Source organism: Desulfosporosinus burensis, from assembly GCF_054657535.1.
Genome location: NZ_BAAHYN010000001.1, coordinates 330,530 through 356,510, shown reverse-complemented (window position 1 = coordinate 356,510; position 25,981 = coordinate 330,530). Strand labels below are relative to the sequence as shown.

Below are 25,981 nucleotides of genomic sequence, written 5' to 3'. Positions count from 1 at the left end.
TAGTTGAAATCCATCGCAGCTTTCTTGCTAGCCTTATTTTTGATGTTCAGCTATACCCCGATAATTGCCTTAGGTTCGTCATCTTCAAAGGGTACTTTGCCAATAGTTCAGGGAGAAGGGGCTTATTTGATTGATGTATTATCAGGAGAAACGCTCTTTATGAAAAACCCTGATAAGCCTCTTGCACCTGCCAGCACAACCAAGATTATGACTGGATTATTAGCTATTGAACGTGGTAATTTGAATGACATTGTGACAGCAAGTCCTACTATGTTAAATAATAAGCTTGTATATGGCACACGGATATACCTGGAACCAGGGGAAAAACTATCTTTACAGGACCTTCTCCATGCTACACTGTTAAACTCAGCCAATGATGCTGCAGTAACTATTGCTGAGCATATCGGTAGTGACCTACCGCGCTTCGTTGAAATGATGAATCAGCGTGCTCAGGAAATTGGAGCTCATCAAACGCATTTTAGTAATCCGAGTGGTTTAACAGAGCAAGGACATATCACCACAGCACATGATCTTGCCCTTATAGCCCGTGTCGCTTATCAAAATCCTATCTTCGCCGAGTATGTCCGTACTAAGTCAAAAACCATTTCTCGCTCAAAGGAAAATGTGCCTTCACTTTTGGTCAATCAAAACAAACTATTATGGATGGATGAAGCTGTTGATGGCATCAAATTGGGATATACGGCTGCTGCCCAAAATTGTCTTGTGGCATCAGCTTCCAAGGATGGACGTCAATTAATCGGTGTAATTCTCAAATCTCCAGGAAAAGAAATCTACACAGATATGGAAAACATGTTTGAATATGGATTTACTCAATTTGAAACTATAGTTTATAAACCTAAAGGTGCCGCAATTGCATCCATTACGGTTGATAGTGAATCCGTTGACCTCATTCTTGACCGTCCTCTCTATATTACCCAGAAACTTGACGAACAGCAGAAAACGTTAGATCTTCGTGTATCCCCTTTAAATTTGGGTACATTATCCTCAGTAGAAGAAGGACAAGTCGTTGCTCAAGTTGCAGTTTTAGATGGTATTACGCATTTAGACACATTTCCTTTGAAAACCTCTCGGGCAGTTCAACCAAAAATGCCATATCAGACCGTGCGTTCGTTTCAAACAACTTGGTTTTTTGGAGCGATTGTGATCGTAGGCATTTTTGTTTTTATCAATCATAAAAGAAACGCCTCTCGTTATTTGAAAAGACAGGCACGTCTTTTGAAACGAAGAGAGTCAAGTTAGGATCTATAAATTAGTGATAGAAGCATTAGATTTGATGTCTAATGCTTTTGTTATCGTGAGACAGAATTTACTAAAAATTGTCCGTTCAGTAAAAAAACTATATAATATGATTATAACAAGAAAGGTATGATTTAGGAGTTGACTAACTTGGAAAAGGGTAAGAAGGTAGTTACCATTGCCTATGGTTGCCAAATGTCTGAACGTGATGCTGAAACCTTGACGGAAATTACTAGGCAAGAAGGCTATCAGAGTTCCGAAGAACTTGAAAATGCAGATTTAGTGATCATAAATACCTGTTGCGTAAGGGAGAGCGCAGAAAATAGAATACTCGGCAAAATAGGAGAGCTTAAGAAATTAAAGGAAAGAAACCCCCGTCTTAAAATTGCAATTAGTGGCTGTATGGTTCAACAACCGGGTGCCGTGGAACGCTTGCGTAAACGAGCACCGTTTATAGATATTTGGACTGGGACTCATAATTTACACAATTTTTCGGATCTCTTACATCAGGTAGAACAAGGAGGAAAAGTCGCCGAAGTTTGGACTGAACCCAAATTAACCCTGGAATCTACTCCGCTCGCTGAGAAAGGTAAACTTCAAGCGAACGTTAATATTATGTACGGATGCGATAACTTCTGTTCATATTGCATTGTTCCACATGTGCGAGGCAGGGAACGGAGTCGCAAACCTGAGGAAATCATTCAAGAAATTAAAGACCTTGTGGACAGTGGTTGTCGCGAAGTCACCTTACTAGGACAAAACGTAAACTCCTATGGTAAAGAATTTTCTCCCGCCTATGACTTCGCAGACTTGCTTAAGGATGTAGATCAAATTCCAGACTTGTTACGGATACGCTTTATTACCTCACATCCCAAGGATTTGTCGGATAAGCTGATTGAAACTGTTGCTCAGGGTCAGAAATTATGTGAGCACTTCCATTTACCGATTCAATCCGGTAGTAATTTCATACTCCAGCGCATGAATCGGAAATATACTAGGGAATACTATATAAGCCGAGTAGAAAAAATCTATGAACTCCTTCCCCAGGCTAGGATTACAACAGATGTAATCGTTGGGTTTCCCGGCGAATCGGAAGAAGACTTCGAGCAAACTCTGGAAATCATGAATTTAGTTCATTATAGTCATGCCTTTACCTTCATGTATTCCAAACGTTCTGGTACGCTTGCTGCCGAAATGGAGAATCAAATTGCTCTAGATGTTAAAAAGCGACGTTTACAGAAGTTGATGAGCGTGCAAAACCAGCAGAGTCTGGTATGGCGGCAAAAAATGATTGGAAAAACCTATGAAGTTTTGGTGGAAGGTCCAAGTAGGACAAATCCTGAGCGTTTAACTGGACGAACCCGCGGCTACGAACTGGCCGTTTTTAATGGTCAGCCAGAACTCATCGGGTCTTTGGTAAACGTGAAGATACTAGACGCCGGATCTTGGACACTTACCGGAGAAATTGAAAGATCTAAGTAGAATTCTGTTTAACTTTGCGATTGAAGCAGGAATCTTCTGTCCTATGTAGAATGTATTATGCGGAGGTGTCATACAATGACAAACGAAATTATTGAAAATGCCCGGCTCTTGGCAGATGCCATCGCTCGTAGCTCCGAGCTCGCCGAATTACACAGTGCAGAGGATGCAATGGCTGCTGATGTTTCAGCCCAAGAATTGATTGCAGAATTACAGAAAGCTCAAGAACGCTTTATGGAGGTACAACAAGGCGGCACTGAGCCTACTGAAATTGATAAAAATGCGGTCGATGAAATTGAAGCTAAGGTAGAAGCGAATCTCGCTATCGCCGCGTACATGAAAGCACAAGACAAGTTTACCGAAATGTTAGATGGTGTTAATGCTATTCTTGCCGGAGCTATAGCAGGTTCTTCTGATGGCTGTTCCTGTGGAGATGATGGTTGTGCTCCAGGCGGATGCGAACCAGGAGGGTGTGGCAGCGGCGGAGGCTGCGGCTGCGGGAATTAATTTTGAAAATACCGCAGAATCGAGATCGAAAGGGAAGAGCTAAATCAGTAGCTCTTCCCTTTTAGGATTTATCGTCTCTGAGTAGCAGAATCATTAGTCAACAAACTTTTAAAAGGGAGAAGACATGGTATGACCACCCCTATGATGCGACAATATCGTGGAATTAAAGCCAAAACACCCGATACAATTCTCTTTTATCGGTTAGGTGATTTTTACGAAATGTTCGGAGACGATGCAGAGCTTGCTGCGCCTATCTTACAAATCGCTTTAACTGGCCGAGATGCAGGGGATGGGAAACGTATCGCCATGTGTGGCGTTCCTTATCATGCTCTCGATAATTATTTATCAAAGCTCGTCAAAGCCGGTCACAAGGTGGCTATTTGTGAACAAGTAGAAGACGCAAAAAATTCTAAAGGCATCGTCAAGCGTGACATTATCCGGATAGTCTCGCCAGGAACCCTTACTGAATCCCTTGCAGAACGCTCTAATCATTATCTAGCCAGTGTATTTCACGAGCAGGACTGGGGACTAGCCTTTCTTGATCTATCCACGGGAGAATTTACAATTTTTCAAACCCCTGAGCTCGATGTGTTGCTTGCGGAAGTTTCTCGGATAAATCCAGCAGAAGTCCTACTTCCGCCTGAGCTAATTAAAAAACCTAAGCTTTGGACAGGGTATTTTTGTAGTCTGCGGGATCGTAATACATTTTATAGTCGCGATTTAAGTCATCATTTTGAAGGTCAACAGACTCTCTTGCAAGAATTTCCGGTTGCAGCCTGTGCTGCCGCTAGTTTATGGACTTACATATTGGAAACAATGCCCGGCGTTGATCCTAGCCATATCGTTGAAATAAAAACTTTCCGTTCCGAGCAGTGGATGTTTTTAGACCAGTGGACACGTCGCAACCTGGAACTTACAGAATCCCTCCGAGGGGCAGGGCGAAAAGGAACTCTACTGTCTGTTCTTGACTCCACTCAGACCGCCTTCGGCGGTAGACTTCTGAAGCATTGGATTGATAAGCCATTGCTATTGAAGGATGATATAGAGCGGCGCCTCAACGCGGTAGATGAATTAGCCTCGGACTCTTTTCTGCGCAAAGATTTGTTGAAGCTTTTTTCCAAGGTCTATGATCTCGAACGTCTGATAGGGAAGGTTTCTTACGGAACCGCCAATGCCAAGGACTTGTTATCCTTAACCCAAACTTTAGCGTTGCTTCCTGAAATACGAACACTCCTGATGGCGAGCACTGCTGAGACTCTGAAAATCAAGGCTCCTCAATTGGAGGGCTTTGAGACCTTCGTCACAACCCTGCAAGAGGCGCTTAATCCTGTTCCTCCCTTATCGATTCGGGATGGGAATATTATTAAAACAGGGTATTCCCAAGAGGTGGACGAATTACGCAGTATTTCGACAGGTGGAAAAGAATGGGTTGCCAAACTCGAGAGCTTCGAACGTGAACGTACGGGGATTCGCTCTTTAAAGATCGGGTATAACAAAGTGTTTGGTTATTTCATCGAGATTACCCATGCCAATGCCCACCTTATTCCTTCAGACTATCAACGTAAACAGACTCTTTCCAATGCTGAGCGTTTCATTACTCCTGAACTCAAAGAATATGAACAAAAAATTCTAGGCGCTGATGATAAACTTAAAGAACTAGAGTATGAGCTTTTTTTAGTCCTTCGAGAGAGTGTTCGAAAAAATACCAAGCAGATTCTGACTATCGCTCAAGTTTTAGCGGAGATGGATGTCTTGGTCAGTTTGGCTGAAGTCGCTATTCGCAATCACTATGTCCGTCCTCAGATCACTAATGATGGGGAGATTCATATCACTGAAGGTCGTCACCCTGTTGTGGAAGTCATGCTCGAACCAGGCAAATTTGTCCCCAATGACACGCTTATTTCCCAGAACCACCATTTAGCGCTGATTACAGGACCCAATATGGCCGGAAAATCGACTTACATGCGCCAAGTCGCCTTAATCGTTTTGATGGCCCAAATCGGATCCTTCGTACCGGCCCAAAAGGCCATCATCTCTCAAGTAGACCGGATCTTTACACGAGTAGGTGCTTCAGATGACTTAGCGGCTGGCCAAAGTACGTTTATGGTTGAGATGCAAGAGGTAGCGCATATTTTGAAATATGCCACTGCAAAAAGCTTAATTATCTTAGACGAAATCGGACGAGGGACAGCCACCTATGATGGACTAAGTATCGCCTGGGCCGTGGCTGAGTATTTAGTTCAACAGCCTGAGTTTAACCCCAAAACCCTCTTTGCCACCCATTACCATGAAATGACGCAGTTACAGGATGATTTTTCCGGGCTATTTAATCTTCATGTTGGGGTGAAGGAACAGGGAGAAGACATTGTCTTTTTACATAAAATTCTGCCAGGTCGCGCAGATCGTAGTTATGGTATTCAAGTGGCGCGCTTGGCAGGTCTCCCTCAAGAACTACTAAAACGTGCCAAGACCTTGCTCAAGGAATTAGAATCATCCGAGCCAGTACACGCAAGCTCTGCTCCGACCCAAGTTATGACCCAATTTACACTGTTTGACGTTCCACAAACTCATCCGCTTTTACAAGAAATTAAACAAATCCACTTAGAAGACATGACGGCTCGCCAAGCACTTCAATATCTCTTTGACCTACAGGAGCGCATTCAATCCTCTGAAGCAATTTAGCGAGGTGCGAAGCGCGAGGTTCGAGGTTCGAATTCTTAGTTGGAATAAATTCATGTTAGTGGACAGAGTCCAAGATTAAGGTTAAGTTATAGTTAAAAGTTAAAGTTCGTCGGTTCGTCATAGGATGTTAGGGTTTAAAGATCGAACCTCGAGCATCGTTCATCGAACCTCGATAAAGGGGGGTGTAACCATGCCTATTCAAGTAGGTATCGATGTGGGGGGAACTTACACTGACGCAGTGTTGATAGCCAATGGTCGTATCCAACAAACAGCCAAGGTACCCACCCAATCAGAAAATTTAGTAGATACTCTTATGGAAGCTTTTGATAAGTTAGCTATTAGAGAGGGACAGGAGCTTGACCGCATCACAGTCAGTACAACTCTTGTAACGAATGCCATTCTCCAAGATCAAATTCCCTCTGTTAACTTAATGCTGTTTTCTGGCAAGGGGATGAGAATGGATGCTCTTCCCTGGCCGGTAAACTATCTGGAGCTCTCAGGAGAAATGGATTTTCGAGGCAGAGAAATTGAATCCCCTAACCAGAAGGAATGGGAGAAACTGCTATCGCCAGACCTACTCGAGAAGCCAACCCGCGTAGCCATAGTAGGGAAATTCTCCCATCGGAACTATCTTCACGAGGAATTACTTGCTAGTTATCTAAAGCAAATTAACCCATCTTTACGTATTGCTCTAGGACATGAGTGGGGTCAAGCAAATTTCTATCGACGAAGTTTGACAACCTATCTCAATTTAGGAGTGTCGGATCTCTATCACCAATTTGCCCAACAATTACAAACCGCTGTTGCTGCACGAAAAATTCAGGCCCCCATTTTTATCTTAAAGGCCGATGGCGGATGCTTACCACTTGCTAAGATTCGCCCGATCGATTCCATCTATTCTGGGCCCGCTGCCAGTGTTCTGTCAGCTCTAACCCAAATCGACGCTGTGGAGTCGTCCATTGTCGTTGATATTGGCGGAACAACCACAGATATGGGTCTTGTTTTAGCAGGAGTGCCTTTACTTAGTTCTAAAGGAGCTCAAATTGGATCCTTCACAACACTGGTCCGCTCCTTATCCGTTCGCTCCATTCCGGTAGGGGGAGACTCTGTCGTTCGTGCTACCGATCAAGGGTTTGTTCTCGAAAGTTATCGCCTCGGTCCTGCGTTTTGTCTAGGAGGGAATGTACCTACTCCGACGGATGCCATGCGGTATCTGGGGCTGATAGATTATGGTAATCTCCAACTAGCTGAAGAAGGTCTGGCCTCAATTTTACCACCAGAAGGTCGAACCCCTCAGTTGCTGAAGGAGCTGGCCAGTGCCATTCTTGCTCAAGTTGTGGAAAGAATCTCTGAGGCTGTGGATTCTCTAAAACGAGAGTGGCAAGAAGAACCAGCCTATAAAGTGTGGGAGGTTCTCCATCCGCAGGAAAACCATGTCTTCCACACCTTAGTCACCGGCGGAGCTGCTCGAGGAATTTCGACTGCCTTAGGAGAACGTCTGGGAACTCCAGTAAAGCTTGGCTATCGCGCAGAAATCTCCAATGCTCTTGGTACAGCTATGGCAAGACCTACCTTTGATTGCACTCTCCATCTTGATACCTATATGAAGCAATACCGCGTGGAAGAGACTGGAGAACAGGGTAAATGGACAGGCTCACTTCGACCTCACAAAGAAGTGGAGGAGTTTTTGGATACCCTTGTGCAACGGCAAGTGCAGGAGTATGGCATAGATACTTATGCTGTAGAAAAAGAGCCCTTTGATTTCTTCCCTATTGTTCAAAATTATCGTACCGTGGGCCAAATCGTTCATGGGGCCGCTCATCAGCGGGCTGGTGTAATCGGGAGGGTAATACTATGAAACGAACCGGAATTCTGTTTTTTCCAGCCTTTGATTGGTCGTTAGGAGACTCCCATCCTGAACGTGAAGAACGCCTCCTCTACACCCAAGAGCAACTGTTCGAAGAGGGGGTTCTTGACTTACCCCAAATTAAACAGTTTTCACCCCGTGTGGCATCTTTGCATCAGGGGTTACGGGCTCAAGCCTTATTCCCCAACCCACAGGCGCATACGGACTCCTTAGATGCCCATCTAATTGCTGCGGGAAGCGCCATTTTATTAGGCGAATCACGGATGCGTGGCGAAATTTCTAATGGGTTCGTCTTGGCACGTCCACCAGGACATCATTCAGGAGCGACCGTTTGGGGGAACCGTGGCTTTTGCACCCTGAATAACGAGGCAATCCTGGTCAACCATTTAAGGGCCAAGTATGGTGTAAAAAAGATTGCGATTGTAGATACGGATGTCCATCATGGAGACGGAACTCAAGATATTTTTTATCACGATCCGAATGTTCTATTTATTTCTATCCATCAAGATGGACGTACACTTTTTCCAGGCAGTGGCTTTGTCTATGAAAAAGGGGGTCCCAATGCCTGGGATCAGACTCTAAACATTCCACTACCGCCTGGAACGGGAGATGAAGGCTATCATTATGTAATGGAAAATTGGGTGCTCCCGCGTCTGCAAGCCTTTGCTCCTGAGCTGATCATTAATTCGGCGGGTCAGGACAATCATTTTACAGATCCACTCGCCTCAATGAATCTAACGGCAGGGGGATATGGTCGGATTACGGAACTTCTTCAACCGGATTTGGCAGTTCTGGAAGGTGGATATTCCATCGAAGGAGCTCTTCCTTATCTTAACCTGGCCATTTTACTGGCCCTCGCTGGAGAAGATTATCATCATGTTCGAGAACCCCAGAAGCTTACTCGCCCCACTTTAGCGTGGGCAGATTTGAAGCCATATTTTGAAGCTCTTAAAAAACAGCATCAAGCGGTTCAACCTAAGTTCAGTGTTCAAAACAAACCCACCTTCCCGAGAGGAAATTGGATCAATATTCCCAATTCAATTTACTATGATACAGAAGGGTTCCAAGAAACCCGCCAGGATTACATCCGACAATGTAATCATTGTGCTGGTACAGTCTTTATAGAAAGTCGGCGCGCTCCCCATACATCTATTTTAGTCAGAATTCCGTTTCAAGCCTGCCCAGAGTGCGAGCAAGCGGGTTATGACCTTTGGGAGCACACGCATAGGCCTAGCGAGAAAATCAGAAGCGGACTCCTGCAGAATCAGCTTCATGACAAACTAGTTGTTTGGGATAGTAAGGAAGGACTGAACGAATTTTGACACCGGTGATTCATATTCTGGATACACACTCTGCTAACCAAATCGCTGCTGGAGAGGTGGTTGAACGACCAGCCTCTGTGGTTAAGGAATTGGTAGAAAACGCTATAGACGCAGGGGCCAAACACATTGACATAACCATTGAGGGGAATGGTGTTCCTTTAATTCGAGTGCAGGATGATGGCTGCGGAATCGCGATTTCGGATTTACCGTTAGCTGTCATTCGTCATGCGACGAGTAAGATCACTCAAATTGGAGATCTCGATCATTTGCGAACCCTCGGGTTCAGAGGGGAAGCTTTACCGAGCATTGCCTCGGTTTCTAATATGGAAATTTCCACACGTCCTGCTGACGAAGTTGCCGGATTGAGCCTAACACTCAAAGGTGGAGAAGAAGGGGAGTTTAAAGAAGTAGGGTGCCCGGTTGGAACCTCAGTAACAGTTCGAGATTTGTTTTATAATACTCCAGCGAGATTGAAATTTTTAAAATCTACCCCGACGGAATTTGGGCTGATTAGTGATTCGATCGGGCGCATCGCGCTGGCGCACCCAGAGATTGCATTTTCTCTGACTCACCCGCAGCAAGTTGTTTTGCAAACCTCGGGGCGTGGTCAGTTACGTGAAACGATTGGATCTATCTTCGGGCATACTATCGCGCGGCAACTTATATCAATCAGTGCACAACACGAAGAGTGGTGCTTGGAAGGCTTTATCAGTCCACCGAATCTGGTCCGAACTTCTAAGCAAACTCAAGTTTTTATGATTAACGGACGAAGTATACGTTCGTCGTTTTTAAGCCGTGCTTTGCAGGAAGGGTATCACACCCTGATTCCGGCTAAGCTTCACCCCATAGTAGTGCTACACCTGCGTGTTCCGCCATCAGATTATGATGTGAATGTCCATCCCACAAAAATGGATGTCCGGTTCAAGAATGAACAAGCCTTAACCCATTTTATCAGTCAGGCTGTTTATCGAACTCTCATAAATAGTAAGCCCTTGCCGACCTTTGAGACGACCAGATCTACCTTTTCGCTCCCACCTAGAATGGATGTTTCAGCAACAAATGCAACTAGCTCCATTGCTATAAGAACCCAGGCAACCCCAAAGGGCACTCAGATGTCAACCCCTAGGTCAACCTCTATGTCAACCTCGACACCAACCCCTAATGTAGCGTTGCAAATCAGTGAGATAGCCGAACCTTTGTCAACAAATGCAAAGGAAAGTCGACCTAATGCTCAAACCAATACTCAATCCGATTCTCAACCTGAGAATCACCCCGAGACTCGCCCTCAGAAACCCCTAGTCTTTGATCAAGCAAAATTCTTCGGTACCCTTCCGCCGCAAATGCCTAGTGTTGTTAAGAATACGGGTTCTAACATATCTGAGCAAAACACCCCAGATATTCTCTCTCAAATCTGGCCTTTAGCTCAGCTTTTCAATACCTATATCTTGGCAACTGATGGTGAAACTCTCTTTATGATTGATCAACATGCAGCTCACGAACGGATCAACTATGAACGATTATTAAAGGAGTTCAAACAAGCAGAACAAGCAAGTCAGTCACTTCTTATACCACTTCCCATGGAGTTTACGCTCCAGGAAGAACAGGTTCTCTTAGAGCATTTATGGATTCTTAATGAAATGGGATTTGTGTTAGAACAATTTGGCTCCCGTACCTACTTATTACGAGGTGTACCGGTCCAGACTGGAATATCTCAACCTGACAAGCTGCTGCGTGAGTTTATCGAAGAAGTGTTGTTGAGGAACACAGCACCCAACTTAAACAAACTATTGGAAGAGTGGATCTATCTTTTGGCTTGCAAAGAATCCATCAAAGCCCAAGACTCACTATCCTTGCTGGAAATGGAACAACTGATTGCACGACTTTATCAAACTCAGAATCCTTATACCTGCCCCCATGGTCGCCCTACCATGGTTAAAATGTCCCGTGCGGAGTTGGAAAGACGTTTTTATCGCACTTAACGTTGGGAAGTTTGTGTGCGTAGTAACAAGGACATACTAAGCGTAAGAAGACGCACTTTTATGAAAGTTTACAAGGGAGGGCTTTTAGCTAGTGAATGAACTCCCCATCCATATTAAAATAACGCATTCAGATTCGAAACTCCAAAAGAGACTTGATTGGTTTCTTCAACAACCCGGATGTACCTGGACCACAACACCGAGAGGGGAAGAGAGATTTCCAGAACTAGCCATCACTCGACGTGGTGTTTTCTTGATAAATGGAACAGAACGGCTAGCCTTTCATCCCAGCATGGCCCTGATTCGTCTGATTAATCTTCGGCGAGGTGAGTCAGATCGGTTTCTTGAAGCGACAAAAATTATCGCTGGTGACTCCTTGATCGATGCTACTCTTGGTTTAGGATCGGATGCCTTGATTGCAGCATGGGCTGTTGGTGAAACTGGAAAGGTCCTTGCTTTTGAACAATCCCCGGTTTTAGCTGCTATGGTACAAGATGGTTTAAGCCATATTAATGAACTTATTACAAATTCAAAAAATGAAGAAAAACAAGTCGCTTGGGCTACTTTAGCAGAAGCTTCACATAGAATTCAAATTTCCTGGGGAGATCACATCGAGTTCTTAAGACGAATACCCACAAGTTCAGTCGATATCGTATATTTTGATCCCATGTTCAGACAGACTCTCCAACAATCAAAATCAATCCAACCCTTACACCAATGGTCTGACCATAAACCACTCGACCATAAGGCAATTTATGAGGCTTGCCGAATCGCTCGGAAAAGGGTTGTCTTAAAGGAACGGAAAAATAGTTCAGAGTTCCAACGCCTTGGTTTTGAGATATTACTCGGAGGCCAGTACAGTCCAGTCGATTATGGTGTCATTCTAGTATAATGGAGGTAGCTTAAGTGTATCCACTTGTAGTAATTATCGGTCCGACTGGCGTTGGTAAGACCGCACTGGGTATAGCACTTGCCCAAACGATCGGTGGAGAAATAATCTCTGGAGATTCCGTCCAGGTCTATCAGAAATTAGATATCGGTTCAGCAAAACCGACTACAGAAGAGCTTCAGCTTGTCCCTCATCATCTGATTGATTGTTTAGATCCCACGGAACCTTTTACGGCTGCTCAGTTTAAATCCCAGGCAACCTCGTTGATCGCCGAGATTAGGGGACGGGGCCATATTCCAATTGTTGTCGGTGGAACAGGACTTTATATTCGTTCCTTATTAGATCCCTATGATTTTTCGCAACACGGCTCAGAGGAAATTCGGAGTAAATGGAAGGAGTTCGCTATTTTACATGGCAACGAGGCACTGCATAGAGAGCTGGAGAAACAGGATCCTGTCACTGCTGAGCAGCTCCATCCCAACAACGTTATGCGCATAATCAGAGCTCTTGAAGTTTTTGAACTAACAGGAAAAACCCTCTCCAGCCAGCGTCAATTTCGAGATGATGAATACCAGCCACTTGATCCATCCATTGTCTATATTGGGCTAACTGCGCCACGAGACGTAATCTATGATCGGATAAATCAACGCTGCGTTACAATGTTAAAGCATGGCTTAATTGAAGAAACTCTAACTCTTTTAAAGAACGGTTATGCCCCGACCTTAAAACCTTTACAGAGTATCGGTTATCGTCATGCAATTTGGTTCTTAAAAGGGAGAGTCACCCAACCAGAAATGTTAAGATTACTCCAACGTGATACACGTCATTTTGCCAAACGTCAATTCACGTGGTTCCGACGTGATCCTCGGATTAGCTGGTACGATATTAGTCTTCAATTAAACGAGATTCTCAAGATTGTCGTACAAACTTGCAGAGCCTGCGAAACTCGTGTAATATAGTTATTATAGGAATATAAGGTGATGGAGGAAAAATTATGAACAAATCGCCCATCAATTTACAAGATACCTTTTTAAACCAGGTACGCAGAGAAAACCTTCCGGTGACCATTTATTTGGTCAACGGGTTTCAGCTTAAGGGACTTATTAAAGGATTTGACAACTTTACGGTCGTCATTGAATTTGAGGGTAGACAACAAATGGTTTATAAACACGCGATATCAACGGTAATGCCTATTCGGCCGATTAACTTTAATACCGCAAGTGCAGGAGATTCAAATACTTAAGCTAAATAAAGATCAACGATGATTTTCTAAGCATGAAGAACTAAGTTCGGTATTAGATCGAACTTAGTTCTTCATGCTTGAATTCATTACTGGACTATGTTATCCTAAGGTTATATGCTTTTATCTTAGTGAAAGAAAGGAACTCAACCCAACTATGGAAACTCGAAATTTAAGAAACATTGCAATTATCGCTCACGTTGATCATGGGAAAACGACCCTTGTTGACGTTATGCTTAAACAGAGTGGAACCTTCCGTGCTAACCAACAAGTTGTAGAACGCGTCATGGATTCCAATGATTTAGAACGTGAACGTGGTATTACCATTTTATCAAAAAACACTGCCGTCCATTGGCTGGGAACAAAGATTAATATTATTGACACGCCAGGACATGCCGACTTCGGTGGAGAGGTTGAACGTGTCTTACAGATGGTCAATGGAGTTCTTTTGATCGTCGATTCGTTTGAGGGGCCGATGCCTCAAACTCGTTTCGTTTTACGAAAAGCCTTGGAACTCAAGCTTATCCCCATTGTTGTCATCAATAAGATTGACCGCCCGGATGCACGACCGGCTGAAGTGGTCGATGAAGTCTTAGATCTCTTCATTGAGCTTGGGGCAGAAGACCATCAATTAGACTTTCCAGTTGTCTATGCCTCTGCGCGCTCAGGCATCGCAGGACTCTCTCCTGATGCTCTAGAAGACACCTTGGCACCTTTATTTTCCGTTATTTTAGAGCATATTCCAGCTCCAGTCGTTGATCTCGAAGCTCCCTTTCAAATGCTTGTTACAACTTTAGATTATGACGATTATGTTGGTAAAATAGTCATTGGTCGAATCGTTCGTGGGACAATTCATCAAAATGAAAACATCACATTAATCAAGCGGGATGAAAGTTTTGAACGGACGCGAGTTGGAAAAGTTATGCTTTTCGAGGGATTAAAGCGAGAAATCGTGCCAGAAGCGTCTGCTGGAGAAATCGTTGCCCTCACGGGATTAACGAGTGCTAATATTGGGGAAACCGTTGCTTGTGCCCTTAATCCTGAAGCTTTACCGACCATTGAAGTGGATGAGCCTACGCTTTCCATGAATTTTATGGTTAATAATAGCCCCTTTGCCGGACGTGAAGGACATTTTGTTACCTCGCGTAAGATTCGGGAGCGTCTCTGGAAAGAAGTTGAGACAAATGTCAGCCTGAGAGTCGAGGAGACAGACTCCGCTGATAGTTTTCAAGTTTCAGGTAGGGGAGAGCTTCACCTCTCAATTCTAATTGAAAACATGCGTCGCGAAGGGTATGAACTTCAAGTTTCAAAACCTGAAGTTATCTATAAAATGATCGACGGTGTCAAATGCGAACCCATTGAATTCTTGATCTGTGATTTACAAGAGAGTTCCTTGGGAGCTGTCATGGAGCTATTAGGTAAGCGCAAAGCAGAAATGACTAATATGACAAATCTCTCTGCAACACAACTCCGCATCGAATTTAGAATTCCAGCTCGTGGACTCATCGGTTTCCGCGGAGAGTTCTTATCCCAAACCAGGGGTGAAGGGATGATGAGCCATATGTTCTTGGGTTATGAACCTTATAAAGGGGATATCCCAGGCCGAAATCGTGGCGCGCTGATTGCCTTCGAAGAAGGAGAAACGAACGCCTACGGTCTCTATTCTGCTCAAGAGCGCGGCCAATTGTTTGTTGATCCAGGCCTTCATGTATATGGAGGTATGATTGTTGGAGAAAATAAACGTGAACAGGATATTGAAGTTAACGTTTGTAAGAAAAAGCAACTCACGAATATGCGTACCAGTTCAGCGGATGAAGCGTTGCGCCTAGATAAGCCTAGAGAGCTTTCTTTAGAACAATCCTTAGAATTTATTAACGACGATGAATTGGTTGAAATCACCCCTAAAAGTGTTCGACTGCGTAAGAAATTCTTAGATCATACTTCTCGAGTACGTTACGCCAAAAGCTTAACAGGGAAATAATAACAACACTTAACTAGGACACCTTTTATCTTTACTTGCGTATATTAGTAAAGATGGGAGGTGTGCCTGTACTTATGACAATCCGTATCACGTTTAAACCGGACAATTCACAACCTCCGGTCATTCAAATCCCCCTGCCCCCCAAAAACGTAAGTGAACCCACTCCTACAGCTGAACTGGCGGGGATTGGCCGAGCACGAAAGAATAACTCTACTCAAGAAAAAGATAAAGATAAGGATAAAAAAGTCGGAGAAATTCTCGATGAATTAGAGACCTATATCGGTTTAATCATTGTAAAACGTCTGATACGAGATTTACAAGCCTATGTGGAAATCCAAAAACGGAGACTCCAGGAAAAACTTATAGCAGAACCCCTTGTTCTACATATGATTTTTAGAGGGAATCCAGGAACCGGCAAAACAACAGTGGCACGTTTGGTCGGGCGACTGTTTAAAGAAATGGGAGTTCTTCAAAAAGGACATGTGATCGAATGTGAACGGGCAGATTTAGTCGGTGAATATATTGGGCATACTGCACAAAAGACAAGAGAGCAACTTAAGAAGGCCTTAGGTGGCGTCCTCTTTATTGATGAAGCCTATTCTTTAGCTCGAGGGGGAGAGAAGGATTTTGGCAAGGAAGCCATCGATGCCTTAGTCAAGGCCATGGAGGATAATAAAGACAATCTTGTCTTAATCTTGGCCGGATATCGTCAAGAAATGGAATGGTTTTTACAGACTAATCCTGGACTTCGTTCCCGCTTCCCTATACATATTGATTTTCCAGATTATACCCTCGATGAATTATTAGCTATCGGTAAACTGATGCTAAAAACTCGGCAATATGAATTAACGTCTGAGGCGGAAGATGCGCTCCGCTTCCACCTGCAAAATTTACTGAACACCCATCGTTATGCAGGGAATGCTCGGCTTGTCCGTAACCTCGTGGAAAAAACAGTTCGAAAACAAGCTGTTCGGCTGTTCCAAAAAACCAGTTCAAGTCGCGAAGAACTAATTCAGATCTTGCCTGAAGATATAAATTTGGAAGATCTCTAGTGGATAAAGTGTTTGCAAGAGTGCATTTGAAGTGTAATCAGTCAGGAAAATTTGGAAACATGAGGTTTTTTGTATGGCTATGGACATTTCGGGAGACTTGTCTGGGATTCGGGCAAGCCAGATTCAAGAACTTAAGAATCTTTCTGAAATCAAAACAGAACGGACTGAACTTATCAATTCTACAATTCTTGAAGAATTGATTCGCCTAACCCAACTTTGGAATCGGGAAATCGCTGTCTATCTTTCCCGTCCCGGTACCTTATTAGCCGGGGCTGTTGGTCGTCATGCCACTGTAGCCCTTCCTCCGATTAAAGGAAGATCCGTGGGAAAACATTTGCGCTGTATCCATACACATCCCAATGGGAACTACTCACTAAGTCCGCTAGATCATAGTGCCTTATCATCTCTTCAGCTGGAAAGTATGGCTTCACTTGGGGTTCTCGATGGGCAACTCACGGGAATTCAAATTGCCTATCGGACAGACGAGGACAATCCTTATATCGTTAATCTCAGCCCCAATAACTGGAATTTATTTGACTATAACCAAGCTCTTAATGAACTTTCCAAAGGTACATGGAGAGGGACCAAACCTCAGAACCCTCCTAAGGGAGAGCGCGCTTTCCTTATTGCACTGGAAGAAAGTGACCAAGAAAATCAAGATTATCTAGATGAACTGCGCGAACTAACCCGATCAGCTGGGGTTGAGGTAGTCGGTCAACTTGTCCAATTAAGGCGTTATAGCCAGAATCGCAGCTATTTTGGAACCGGAAAACTTGAAGAACTTGTCCACCGTTTACAGGAAACGGACGCTAATGTAATTATCTGTGATGATGAACTATCGACCACCCAGTTGCGAACCTTAGAGACCGAAACCGGTCTAAAAGTATTAGACCGTACAGGATTGATCTTAGATATTTTTGCTCAGCGCGCTCAATCCCGGGAAGGTAAACTTCAAGTTGAATTAGCTCAATTAAAGCATCTATTACCCTATTTAACAGGTCAGGGACAAGCACTCTCTCGTTTAGGTGGAGGAGTTGGCACACGTGGTCCTGGAGAAACAAAACTTGAGCTGGATCGTCGGAGAATGCGGGATCGCATAACCCAACTTGAAAGAGAGTTAAAACTTGTACTTCAGCACCGGGAAGTTCAGCGCCGTCAAAGAAGTAGAAGTGGCCTCCCCATCATTGCCTTAGTAGGCTATACTAACGCAGGAAAAACGACGTTCATGAAAAATGCCATGGAACAAGCGGGTAGTCGTTCCGATTTGCCGCTTGGTGAAAATAAATTATTTGCTACGTTAGATCCGATCGTTCGGAGTATTAGAGTAAGCTCTTCCTTGGAAGTTCTGCTTAGCGACACGGTTGGGTTTATCAGAAAATTACCCACTCAGTTGATTAATGCTTTTATTGCAACCCTAGAAGAAGTACAACAAGCGGATGTTTTGATTCATGTTTTAGATGCCAGTCATCCTCAGGCACTCCAACAAGCTGAGGCGGTACATCAAGTGCTAAAACAACTTGGATGCGTTGAAAAACCTATGATAAGCTTGCTAAATAAGGTTGATAAAGCCTTAGAGGAAGATGCTTTGAATGATTTAGCTCAACAACTTCCTTATCCCATCAAAATGTCCCTGACGCGTGGAGATTCTCTCAAGCCAGTTTGGAAATATGTCAGCTCGTTACTAACCTAAACCTTTACAAGGGAGGGCGTGATGTTGCTGCGCTCACACCCTTTGGCTGTGGGCGGTCGAAGATAGGCGAGAACAAGGAGGAAATAGTTTGTATTCGAATCCTGATTGGCCGGAGTTGATTCACAAAGCAATAGCCGAAGCCGAAGAAGCACTCTTTCGCCAACTTCCTGTACTAGAAGAAATTGCCCTCAAAAATCATGAGAAAGTACTGAGAGCATTTCAAGAAGAGCGAGTTTCTACTTATCACTTACAGGGAACCACGGGTTATGGACTCGGTGATTCTGGTCGAGAAGTCCTCGATCGTGTAGTAGCCCGTATTTTAGGAACCGAAGCGGCACTTGTCCGCGGTCAGTTTGTTTCAGGGACTCATGCAATTGCTGCAGCCCTTTTTGGTGTGCTACGACCTGGCGATCATATTATTTCGGTCAGCGGAACCCCTTACGATACGCTAGAAGAAGTTATCGGGCTAAGGGGAAAAGGGCAGGGGAGTCTCATAGATTTTGGAATATCCTATGAGGACATCCCCTTAGACTCACAAGGTAAAATACAATACTCTCTTTTAGGCGAGAGAATTACAGATAAGACCCGCTTACTCATGGTTCAGCGTTCGCGAGGGTATGCTTGGCGCAACTCTCTGATGATAGCTCAGTTAAAGGAACTTGTAGAAAATGTCAAAACAAACTATCCTCAACTGATTATTTTTGTAGATAACTGCTATGGAGAGCTAGTCGAAATCCAAGAACCCGGTGATATTGGCGTCGATTTGCTCGCTGGTTCGCTAATTAAGAATCTAGGAGGCAGTCTAGCTCCTACCGGTGGGTATGTAGCCGGGCGCTCAGATCTTGTTAAACTCGCTGCCCAGCGCTTAACAGCACCAGGCATCGGTGAGCACATGGGGGCGACCTTAGAGTGGCAACGACTGTTTTATCAAGGCTTATTTTTGAGCCCCTTGACCGTTTCTGAATCTATTAAAGGTGCGGTTTTTTCCTCAGCATTTTGGCGAGCTTTAGGATTTGAAGTAAATCCAGAACCAGAAATGCTAAGAACTGATCTTATCCAAGCCGTTAGGCTCGGATCAAGAGAAAAGCTGATCGCCTTTTGTCAGGGAATACAAAAAGGTTCTCCACTTGATTCTCACGTCACGCCTATACCCTCTGGTATGCCAGGTTATGAAGATGAAGTCATTATGGCAGGTGGGACCTTTATCTTAGGTTCAACCAGTGAATTTTCTGCAGACGGTCCTCTCCGCGAACCCTATATTGTTTATCAGCAAGGTGGAATTTCACATCATTATGTGCAACTAGGCAACATTTTAGCAGCTCTTAATTTATTTGAACAAGGACTTCTCAGTTAACTTTTTCATACTTAATTCGATGGCTATTCTCCTCAGATAAGTTTAACTAAACTCGTTGAAGGAAAAAATCCACTCCACTTATATAAGCTTTCTTGAAAAAAATATGTTAATATTTAAGGGGGAAAGAGGTGAATTATGGATACTTCGGAGTCACCAAAAAGTACTGCGCGATTTTTAATAGAACTAATAGAAATTGTCCTGATTGCCTTTGCGCTTTCTTGGTTGTTGCGTACCTTTGTGATTGAAGCACGCAAAATTCCTACTGGTTCAATGCTTCCTACCATTCAACTTGAAGACCGGGTAATTGTAGATAAGTTTTTCTTTAAACGGTTTGATCAGATTAGCCCTGGTGATATTGTTGTTTTCCATCCACCAGCCAGTGCCCATGCGACAGATGACTACATTAAACGAGTCGTAGGCTTACCAGGAGATAAAATCGAAATACGAAATCGCACAACCTATGTCAATGGTCAGCCTCTTTATGAACCCTATCTATTAGAGAAGCCTAACAATAACTTCGGTCCGATAGACGTTCCTGAGAATTCAGTCTTTGTGATGGGAGACAATCGCAATAACAGTGCTGATTCTAGGGAATGGGGCTTTTTACCGATGGAAAATATTACTGGCAGAACTCTTTTTCGCTACTGGCCTATAGGACAAATTGGTGCTCTTGCCCGTTAGGCGGGAGCTTTTTTCTTTTATAAGCATATACTTCTATGAGAAAGATTATCTTCTCTTATGAGGAAATTTTTTGGGACACAGAGAACATATGAATTTTTGTTCTAAAGACATTAATTGAGAGGGTGGGGCATAGTGGGTGAACACAAACTAAATGTGGCTCTTTTATTTGGAGGCCGCTCTGGTGAACATGAGGTTTCATTAAATTCAGCCCAGTCTATTTATAATGCCATTGATCGAAATCGTTATAATGTAGAAACGATCGGCATTAATAAACTTGGGCAATGGTTTTGGGGGGAATTACCAGGGGAATTAATCAAGGATGGCTTCCCTCCCCAAGATCAAGCTTGTCAGGTTACGCTGGTTATCGATCCGACAAACCCGCATTTTATAGCCTTAGATGGTCGTGTTCTACCAAACCAAGGGAAAGTTGATCTGATTTTTCCTGTCCTTCATGGACCCTATGGGGAAGATGGAACTCTTCAAGGATTACTCGAAATGGCCAATATCCCTTATGTAGGATCAGGCGTTTTAGGTTCCTCACTCGGTATGGACAAAGATCGGATGAAAGCCGTCTTCCATGAAAAGGAGCTACCCCAAGCACGCTACTTGACGTTACTTCGTTCAGGCTTACTGAACGAGGTGGAAGCAAGTCTTCATCAGATCGAGGAAAAGATAGGCTATCCTTGCTTTGTAAAGCCAGCTAATCTAGGCTCAAGTGTGGGAATTTCGAAGGCCCATAATCGATTAGAATTGCAGAATGCGCTAAAGGTTGCAGCGAACTTCGATCGTAAAATCGTTGTAGAAGAAACAATTATTGGCCAAGAAATTGAAGTCTCTGTTCTGGGAAATGACACGCCAAAGGCCTCGCTTCCAGGAGAAGTTTTACCTGCGCACGAATTCTATACTTATGAAGCAAAGTATTCCAATATTGGTTCTAGACTGTTGATCCCGGCAAACCTAGATCAATCTATCGTAGAGCGTTTACAGAAGATGGCCGTTGAAGCTTTCTGTGCTGTCGAAGCTTGTGGATTGAGTCGTGTTGATTTCTTTGTAACCCCTCAAAACCAGATTTACCTAAACGAAATTAATACCTTACCAGGATTTACGGAAATCTCAATGTACCCCAAGCTTTGGGAGGTTACCGGGATTCCGTACTCTGATTTGATTGACCGCTTAGTAACTTTAGGATTAGAACGATTTCAGGATAAACAAAGCTCCAAAATCTCACCTGAATAAGGTATCCGATGGCAACCGATGGCTAACCGCTACTAAAGAGTCCTACTTCTAGGTTTCATGTATTCCCGATCATAAAGGGGAGGAGAGATGGAAATCCATCTCTCCTCCCCTTATTTTATTTACCAAAATTAGTGTTTTTAAAATTACTGATAAAAAATGAAAGAGTAATAGTAAGGGTTCTTTCTAGTGCATATTGTTTAGGGGGCGTCTTATTAGAGGGTACGAAAAACACCGACAACTTTCCCTAAAATCGAGACATCCTGGGAATAGATTGGTTCCATAGCAGAGTTTTCGGGCTGGAGCCGAATGAGCGTTCTTTCTTTATAAAATCGTTTTACTGTTGCTTCATCGCCTATCAATGCCACAACGATTTCACCGTTTCTAGCTACGTTTTGTTGACGAACGATAATGAAGTCTCCATCTAGAATGCCTGCTTCAATCATGCTATCTCCTTGAACCTTAAGCATAAAAACATTATCTTGACGAACCAGATCATCCGGAAGGGGAAAGGTGCCTTCAATGTTTTCAACAGCTAAAATCGGCTGTCCAGCAGTTACACGACCCACAATGGGCACATGTATCGCTTTCTTCTTGTCAACTGGGTCAATAGAACTATCCAAGATCTCGATTGCCCGAGGCTTTGTAGGATCGCGCCGGATATACCCTTTTTCCTCTAACGTCTGAAGATGTCCATGTACTGTAGAGCTAGATAGTAAACCAACAGCTTCGCCTATTTCCCGAACGGCAGGAGGATATCCTTTTTTACGTATTTCTTCTTTAATAAATTCCAAGATCTTCGTTTGGCGCATTGATAAATCCGGGTACATAAGTATCACACCCCCATCTATTCAGGAATATTGTACCATCCATTGTCGTAAAGTGCAAACAAATGTTCGCAATGAATCCTGTATATTCAGTTTAAACGAGAATGTGGATAGAAATGATCATTGAAGAAAGTAGGGGAATAAGATGAAAATTTATACCAGACTCCAACACAGATTAGCTCAACTCATATTTCTTATTTTACTCGGCATGATTGCATGGCATATACTTCATAAGCCACCCAATATATCAGAAGATATCTATCCTTATTTGAGTTCTATAACACCTACCCTTGTGAAACAGTGCCAAGAAGATAGCCTCAAATCCCCTACTGCTACATGGGAGGATTTATTAGCAATACATTCGACTCTACCAGAAAAAGAAGCTCAGGCGCTTGTTGACCAACTTCGCAATCAAGTTCTTTTTAAAGACTTAAACTGGGGCATGCTTCCGTCAGCTTCCCTTAAAAAAGTTCGGAGGCATCGGGATATCCTGAAGCAATATACCTATTATTATCCCGAAAAATATGTCTTTCCTGTGCAGGGTGCGACCTGGTTCGATGATAGCTTTGGTGCAGATCGAGAAGGAGGATTCCGCAGACATGAAGGGACGGATTTATTTGGAAAAGAAGGGACTCCCATTGTTAGTATCTGTGGGGGAAAGATTGAGCAGTTAGGGTGGAACAGGCTGGGTGGGGAACGAGTCGGAGTACGAGGGGATGATGGAAATTATTATTATTATGCCCATCTGCAATATAGTTCTCCGCAACTTAGCAAAGGAAAACGAATCGAAAAAGGGGAGGTATTAGGAGGGATGGGGCATACTGGAGACGCATTGACTACACCCGATCATCTTCATTTTGGAATCGAACTACCCAATGGAGAATGGGTCAATCCTTATCCTTTTTTAGTAGTTTGGCAACTATGGATGAAATAGAAGAACTTGCTCAATATCTCAAAATTAGTTATAATGGCCTTGTTTGTACAATCAGAAAGTATAATTTCGGGTAAGCAAAGTGATAACTAAGGCAACGACACAGGACGTATCTAGTGTCGAATGCGCCATAGATGACTTGGCATTTGATCCGCCGCCTTCGCCAAGGCTGACAGAATGACTAATACGTGCGAAGACAGTGTCTTCGGGCACCAGCCAAGTTTTTTTATGAGTCTAATTATGTACTTATATGTTAAGAATAAGAGGGAGTCTTGAAATAATACTTCGTCTGTGATTCTAAAAAGAGGGGTTAATCATTGAACTATAGAAAGCGAAGACATTTGACATCAAAGGGAATAATACTTGTGATGTTCGTTGGAATATTATTGTTGGTAGGATTTCGCTATTTAGATCTAGGCCCTGTCAAGGTCAAAGACCTTATTACATTAGCAGAAACTAAACTAGAAATATTCAGGTCTAAGACCTCACTTACTCCTATACCACCAGCTACTGCTATGGCATCTGCTACACCAACAACTAAAGATAATCCTACAACTACTAATACTTCATCTTTAGCTTCGGAGCTCATAGCTCCAAAGGTAAGCTACGTACTCCTTGATCCCCAAACTAACCAGATTCTTAAATCACAAAATCCTGACTTACAACGCGCCCCTGCCAGCACCTTGAAACTCCTCACTGGTTTAATCGCTGAAGAGAGCTTGAAAGAGACGGATATCGTAAAGGTTGGCCCAGAAGTAACTATAGAAGGCTCCAGACTTGGACTCAGTCCAGGAGACGAAATATCGGTGGACGACCTGTTGACTGCGCTCTTTGTTAACAGTTCTAATGACGCAGCAGCTGCTCTGGCCGTCAAAATCAGCGGTTCAATCCCTGAATTTGCTCAGAAAATGAATAACTATGCCACTGCTCTAGGGTGTCAACAATCCCACTTTACGAACCCACATGGAATGCCCGACCATGACCAATATACCACTGCGAGCGACTTTGCTGTGATTGCCAATCACTTTATCAAGAATGAAAAACTTATGAAATATGTTCAAAAAAACCAAGCACGTGTCCAGTGGAAAGACGCTCAGGGTAAGATTCGTAACGCAGAGTTACAGAATACGAACCTCCTCCTAGGGGTTTATCCTGGAGACCAAGGTCTAAAAACTGGGACCACGACAGAAGCTGGTCAATGCCTTGTAACCTATGTCACAAGAGCAGACGGAGATTTATTACTAGTCTTATTAGGGAGTGAGCAACGCTACAAAGATACCATCAACTTATTGGATGAAGCTTGGGCGGAGCAACGGTCAAAGGCTGCGCTTCGAGGACTATCTAAAGACCCAAGATCGTTGATTGTGAGTCCGGGAATATTTTAATTTAGTCCATTTAAATTAGTACTTTGGAGGTTTGAGGAATTTGAATAACCTTGGTGAGCCTTGCGTATTAGAAGATCGTGTTTGCACAGAATGTGGAGAATGTGATCTTTGTGATCTAGATCCGACCAAACAATGTGATAATTGTTGTCAGTGTATTAAAACACCAGAGGGTGACTTCGCTGAAATTGAGATCGATGATATATTAGTGAATATTGAAGAGTAACCCGACCAAACGTGGATGATTTATTAAGTCAAATTTGTCCCCCGTTCTGACGCTGAAAAATCAGCGTCTTTCTTTTTATACTTGTAGAAGTATAATTTGACCGCCTTCAGTGAGACTTGGCGCTAGCCAAGTTTTCTTGTTTTCTTAATACATACTTTGTTCTATGGAGGAATTTAGCAACTAATGCAGAATATTTGTAGATGTGGTCAATTATGGTACAAGTATATGCGAACGCTTAGGATCTAAATTCGAAAAGTTATGGATCAGGTTGGCGACCGATTTAGCAGACTTAACAAAGTAATTAGATACATCTGACGCTAGCTATAGCGTCTTTGTTATTTATAAACTTTCCTTTCGTGGTATAGAGGAATATGGAATTATTAACAGAATACTAATGTTAATTATTGTATATTATTGCGACAATTTGCAAAAGTAAAGCGGTTGGAACCCGTTGCAAACTCTAGGTACGTTATGCTTAAAGACTTAACTTAAAGCAAAGAAAGGATGGGATTATAGGTGCAAATCGGCAGGGACGAGTATTTACAAAGAATGAAAAAGGTGCAAAAACTGATGGCTGATAATAGTTTAGATAGTTTTATTGTGTCTTCAGAAGAGAGCATATATTATCTGACAGGTGCAACATTCAAACCATTATGAGTGCTCATGAAGGGCCATGGATAGCCGAGGGTAGTATAAACACACTTGAGAAGAATATGTTCATAAGCATTGAGCCCGGTATATACATTGAAGGAGTAGGAGGTATTCGCCATTCAGATACCGTATTAGTAACAGATAATGGGTATGAGCTACTAACAAAAAATCCAACCGACTTGGAGAGTCTCATAATTAGGTCCCTAAAACCGTTGAAGAGGTTAAAGGGACGTATTATAAGGAAGGTCATGGGCATTTAATGAAATGTCAAGTCTGCTGGCAATGCATGGAATTAATGTTTAATGTAAGACATAATAATTCAAGAAAGGGTGAAATAAATTGACGAATAAACGTTCCATTAATCCCGCAAGTAGTCATGTTACGAGAGGCTATTCTTAAGCTATCCAGGTGGGTAACACGGTCTATATTTCCGGTCAGGTAGGTCTGGATCGTGACGGAAAACTTGTCGGCAAGGATGATCCTATTGCCCAGGCAAGGCAGGCCGTCGAGAACATTAAGGCCATTCTGAATGAAATAGGGGCAGGTGCCCAGAACATTGTGAAAATGAAAACATACTATATTTCACACCGTTCCCATCAACAGCAACACGGAAAGTCCTGCGCAATTATTAATGTCAGAAGCATTCTAAATCTTAATTATTGAGAAGAGATGTATATTTCGGTGTGGTATAGCCACCAATCGTTAAAGGAATGAAAGGCGAAAAATATCGATGCTAAGTAGGCATACTTGAGAT

Annotated in this window: 23 protein-coding genes; 22 read left to right on the top strand and 1 reads right to left on the bottom strand. The window is 43.2% G+C overall.

Annotation, left to right across the window (positions count from 1 at the left end):
* Positions 1–3 precede the first annotated feature (3 nt).
* The 16 genes from ACYQ3Q_RS01995 to ACYQ3Q_RS01920 all read left to right on the top strand — a co-directional run bounded on the left by ACYQ3Q_RS01995 (position 4) and on the right by ACYQ3Q_RS01920 (position 21,213).
* On the top strand, positions 4–1,260 hold the full coding sequence (locus ACYQ3Q_RS01995) for a D-alanyl-D-alanine carboxypeptidase family protein (protein WP_459926993.1): 1,257 nt from the start codon (positions 4–6) through the stop codon (positions 1,258–1,260).
* Positions 1,261–1,407: 147 nt separating this feature from the next.
* Positions 1,408–2,739 (top strand): tRNA (N6-isopentenyl adenosine(37)-C2)-methylthiotransferase MiaB, encoded by a 1,332-nt coding sequence (miaB, locus tag ACYQ3Q_RS01990; protein WP_459926992.1) that lies wholly within the window; start codon positions 1,408–1,410, stop codon positions 2,737–2,739.
* A gap of 75 nt (positions 2,740–2,814) precedes the next feature.
* Positions 2,815–3,243, top strand: coding sequence for a YlbF/YmcA family competence regulator (locus ACYQ3Q_RS01985; RefSeq protein WP_459926991.1), 429 nt, complete (start codon positions 2,815–2,817; stop codon positions 3,241–3,243).
* Between the two features lie 129 nt (positions 3,244–3,372).
* The gene (gene mutS / locus ACYQ3Q_RS01980) at positions 3,373–5,925 is read left to right on the top strand and encodes a DNA mismatch repair protein MutS (protein ID WP_459926990.1); all 2,553 of its coding nucleotides are present in this window, start codon (positions 3,373–3,375) and stop codon (positions 5,923–5,925) included.
* A 190-nt stretch (positions 5,926–6,115) separates the two neighbouring features.
* Complete coding sequence (locus ACYQ3Q_RS01975) at positions 6,116–7,783, top strand: hydantoinase/oxoprolinase family protein (RefSeq protein WP_459926989.1); 1,668 nt, start codon at positions 6,116–6,118, stop codon at positions 7,781–7,783.
* Positions 7,780–9,114 (top strand): histone deacetylase family protein, encoded by a 1,335-nt coding sequence (locus ACYQ3Q_RS01970; protein ID WP_459926988.1) that lies wholly within the window; start codon positions 7,780–7,782, stop codon positions 9,112–9,114. Before ACYQ3Q_RS01975 ends, ACYQ3Q_RS01970 begins: the two co-directional genes overlap by 4 nt.
* Complete coding sequence (mutL, locus tag ACYQ3Q_RS01965; protein WP_459926987.1) at positions 9,111–11,093, top strand: DNA mismatch repair endonuclease MutL; 1,983 nt, start codon at positions 9,111–9,113, stop codon at positions 11,091–11,093. The genes ACYQ3Q_RS01970 and mutL overlap by 4 nt, the downstream gene beginning before the upstream one ends.
* A gap of 91 nt (positions 11,094–11,184) precedes the next feature.
* A complete protein-coding gene (locus ACYQ3Q_RS01960; protein ID WP_459926986.1) occupies positions 11,185–11,982 on the top strand; it encodes a class I SAM-dependent methyltransferase in 798 nt (265 codons plus the stop codon).
* Between the two features lie 14 nt (positions 11,983–11,996).
* A complete protein-coding gene (gene miaA / locus ACYQ3Q_RS01955) occupies positions 11,997–12,938 on the top strand; it encodes a tRNA (adenosine(37)-N6)-dimethylallyltransferase MiaA (protein ID WP_459926985.1) in 942 nt (313 codons plus the stop codon).
* A gap of 35 nt (positions 12,939–12,973) precedes the next feature.
* Entirely contained in the window at positions 12,974–13,222 is a 249-nt protein-coding gene (gene hfq, locus ACYQ3Q_RS01950; protein WP_034142241.1) for an RNA chaperone Hfq, read from the top strand.
* A 154-nt stretch (positions 13,223–13,376) separates the two neighbouring features.
* Positions 13,377–15,200 (top strand): translational GTPase TypA, encoded by a 1,824-nt coding sequence (gene typA, locus ACYQ3Q_RS01945; RefSeq protein WP_459926984.1) that lies wholly within the window; start codon positions 13,377–13,379, stop codon positions 15,198–15,200.
* A gap of 74 nt (positions 15,201–15,274) precedes the next feature.
* Complete coding sequence (locus ACYQ3Q_RS01940) at positions 15,275–16,252, top strand: AAA family ATPase (protein WP_459926983.1); 978 nt, start codon at positions 15,275–15,277, stop codon at positions 16,250–16,252.
* 79 nt (positions 16,253–16,331) lie between these two features.
* Positions 16,332–17,942 carry a GTPase HflX gene (gene hflX / locus ACYQ3Q_RS01935; protein ID WP_459927186.1) on the top strand — a complete coding sequence of 537 codons (1,611 nt, stop codon included), beginning with the start codon at positions 16,332–16,334 and terminating at the stop codon, positions 17,940–17,942.
* A gap of 88 nt (positions 17,943–18,030) precedes the next feature.
* Positions 18,031–19,296, top strand: a complete 1,266-nt coding sequence (locus tag ACYQ3Q_RS01930) for a methionine gamma-lyase family protein (RefSeq protein WP_459926982.1) — start codon at positions 18,031–18,033, stop codon at positions 19,294–19,296.
* Positions 19,297–19,431: 135 nt separating this feature from the next.
* Positions 19,432–19,977: a signal peptidase I gene (gene lepB, locus ACYQ3Q_RS01925; protein WP_459926981.1), complete on the top strand. Its 546-nt coding sequence runs from the start codon at positions 19,432–19,434 to the stop codon at positions 19,975–19,977.
* A gap of 132 nt (positions 19,978–20,109) precedes the next feature.
* A complete protein-coding gene (locus tag ACYQ3Q_RS01920) occupies positions 20,110–21,213 on the top strand; it encodes a D-alanine--D-alanine ligase family protein (RefSeq protein WP_459926980.1) in 1,104 nt (367 codons plus the stop codon).
* Positions 21,214–21,425: 212 nt separating this feature from the next.
* Here ACYQ3Q_RS01920 and lexA read toward each other — a convergent pair whose 3' ends face one another.
* Positions 21,426–22,040 (bottom strand): transcriptional repressor LexA, encoded by a 615-nt coding sequence (lexA, locus tag ACYQ3Q_RS01915; protein WP_459926979.1) that lies wholly within the window; start codon positions 22,038–22,040, stop codon positions 21,426–21,428.
* A 142-nt stretch (positions 22,041–22,182) separates the two neighbouring features.
* Here lexA and ACYQ3Q_RS01910 point away from each other — a divergent pair, with 142 nt between their 5' ends.
* From ACYQ3Q_RS01910 to ACYQ3Q_RS01885, 6 genes are all read left to right on the top strand, one after another.
* The gene (locus tag ACYQ3Q_RS01910; RefSeq protein ID WP_459926978.1) at positions 22,183–22,971 is read left to right on the top strand and encodes a M23 family metallopeptidase; all 789 of its coding nucleotides are present in this window, start codon (positions 22,183–22,185) and stop codon (positions 22,969–22,971) included.
* A gap of 314 nt (positions 22,972–23,285) precedes the next feature.
* Positions 23,286–24,353, top strand: coding sequence for a D-alanyl-D-alanine carboxypeptidase family protein (locus ACYQ3Q_RS01905; RefSeq protein ID WP_459926977.1), 1,068 nt, complete (start codon positions 23,286–23,288; stop codon positions 24,351–24,353).
* Positions 24,354–24,393: 40 nt separating this feature from the next.
* A complete protein-coding gene (locus ACYQ3Q_RS01900) occupies positions 24,394–24,576 on the top strand; it encodes a hypothetical protein (protein WP_459926976.1) in 183 nt (60 codons plus the stop codon).
* A 549-nt stretch (positions 24,577–25,125) separates the two neighbouring features.
* Positions 25,126–25,233 (top strand): aminopeptidase P family N-terminal domain-containing protein, encoded by a 108-nt coding sequence (locus ACYQ3Q_RS01895; RefSeq protein ID WP_459927185.1) that lies wholly within the window; start codon positions 25,126–25,128, stop codon positions 25,231–25,233.
* Positions 25,230–25,487 (top strand): M24 family metallopeptidase, encoded by a 258-nt coding sequence (locus ACYQ3Q_RS01890; RefSeq protein WP_459926975.1) that lies wholly within the window; start codon positions 25,230–25,232, stop codon positions 25,485–25,487. The genes ACYQ3Q_RS01895 and ACYQ3Q_RS01890 overlap by 4 nt, the downstream gene beginning before the upstream one ends.
* A gap of 148 nt (positions 25,488–25,635) precedes the next feature.
* On the top strand, positions 25,636–25,890 hold the full coding sequence (locus ACYQ3Q_RS01885; RefSeq protein WP_459926974.1) for a RidA family protein: 255 nt from the start codon (positions 25,636–25,638) through the stop codon (positions 25,888–25,890).
* Positions 25,891–25,981: the final 91 nt, after the last annotated feature.

What these genes read in the sequence shown, in the direction of transcription:
- ACYQ3Q_RS01895 (WP_459927185.1), top strand. Translation starts at nt 25,126, where the DNA reads ATGAAAAAGGTGCAAAAACTGATGGCTGATAATAGTTTAGATAGTTTT.
- mutS (WP_459926990.1), top strand. Translation starts at nt 3,373, where the DNA reads ATGACCACCCCTATGATGCGACAATATCGTGGAATTAAAGCCAAAACA.
- ACYQ3Q_RS01890 (WP_459926975.1), top strand. Translation starts at nt 25,230, where the DNA reads ATGAGTGCTCATGAAGGGCCATGGATAGCCGAGGGTAGTATAAACACA.
- lexA (WP_459926979.1), bottom strand. Translation starts at nt 22,040, where the DNA reads ATGTACCCGGATTTATCAATGCGCCAAACGAAGATCTTGGAATTTATT.
- ACYQ3Q_RS01975 (WP_459926989.1), top strand. Translation starts at nt 6,116, where the DNA reads ATGCCTATTCAAGTAGGTATCGATGTGGGGGGAACTTACACTGACGCA.
- hfq (WP_034142241.1), top strand. Translation starts at nt 12,974, where the DNA reads ATGAACAAATCGCCCATCAATTTACAAGATACCTTTTTAAACCAGGTA.
- ACYQ3Q_RS01940 (WP_459926983.1), top strand. Translation starts at nt 15,275, where the DNA reads ATGACAATCCGTATCACGTTTAAACCGGACAATTCACAACCTCCGGTC.
- hflX (WP_459927186.1), top strand. Translation starts at nt 16,332, where the DNA reads ATGGACATTTCGGGAGACTTGTCTGGGATTCGGGCAAGCCAGATTCAA.
- ACYQ3Q_RS01970 (WP_459926988.1), top strand. Translation starts at nt 7,780, where the DNA reads ATGAAACGAACCGGAATTCTGTTTTTTCCAGCCTTTGATTGGTCGTTA.
- ACYQ3Q_RS01985 (WP_459926991.1), top strand. Translation starts at nt 2,815, where the DNA reads ATGACAAACGAAATTATTGAAAATGCCCGGCTCTTGGCAGATGCCATC.
- typA (WP_459926984.1), top strand. Translation starts at nt 13,377, where the DNA reads ATGGAAACTCGAAATTTAAGAAACATTGCAATTATCGCTCACGTTGAT.
- lepB (WP_459926981.1), top strand. Translation starts at nt 19,432, where the DNA reads ATGGATACTTCGGAGTCACCAAAAAGTACTGCGCGATTTTTAATAGAA.
- ACYQ3Q_RS01910 (WP_459926978.1), top strand. Translation starts at nt 22,183, where the DNA reads ATGAAAATTTATACCAGACTCCAACACAGATTAGCTCAACTCATATTT.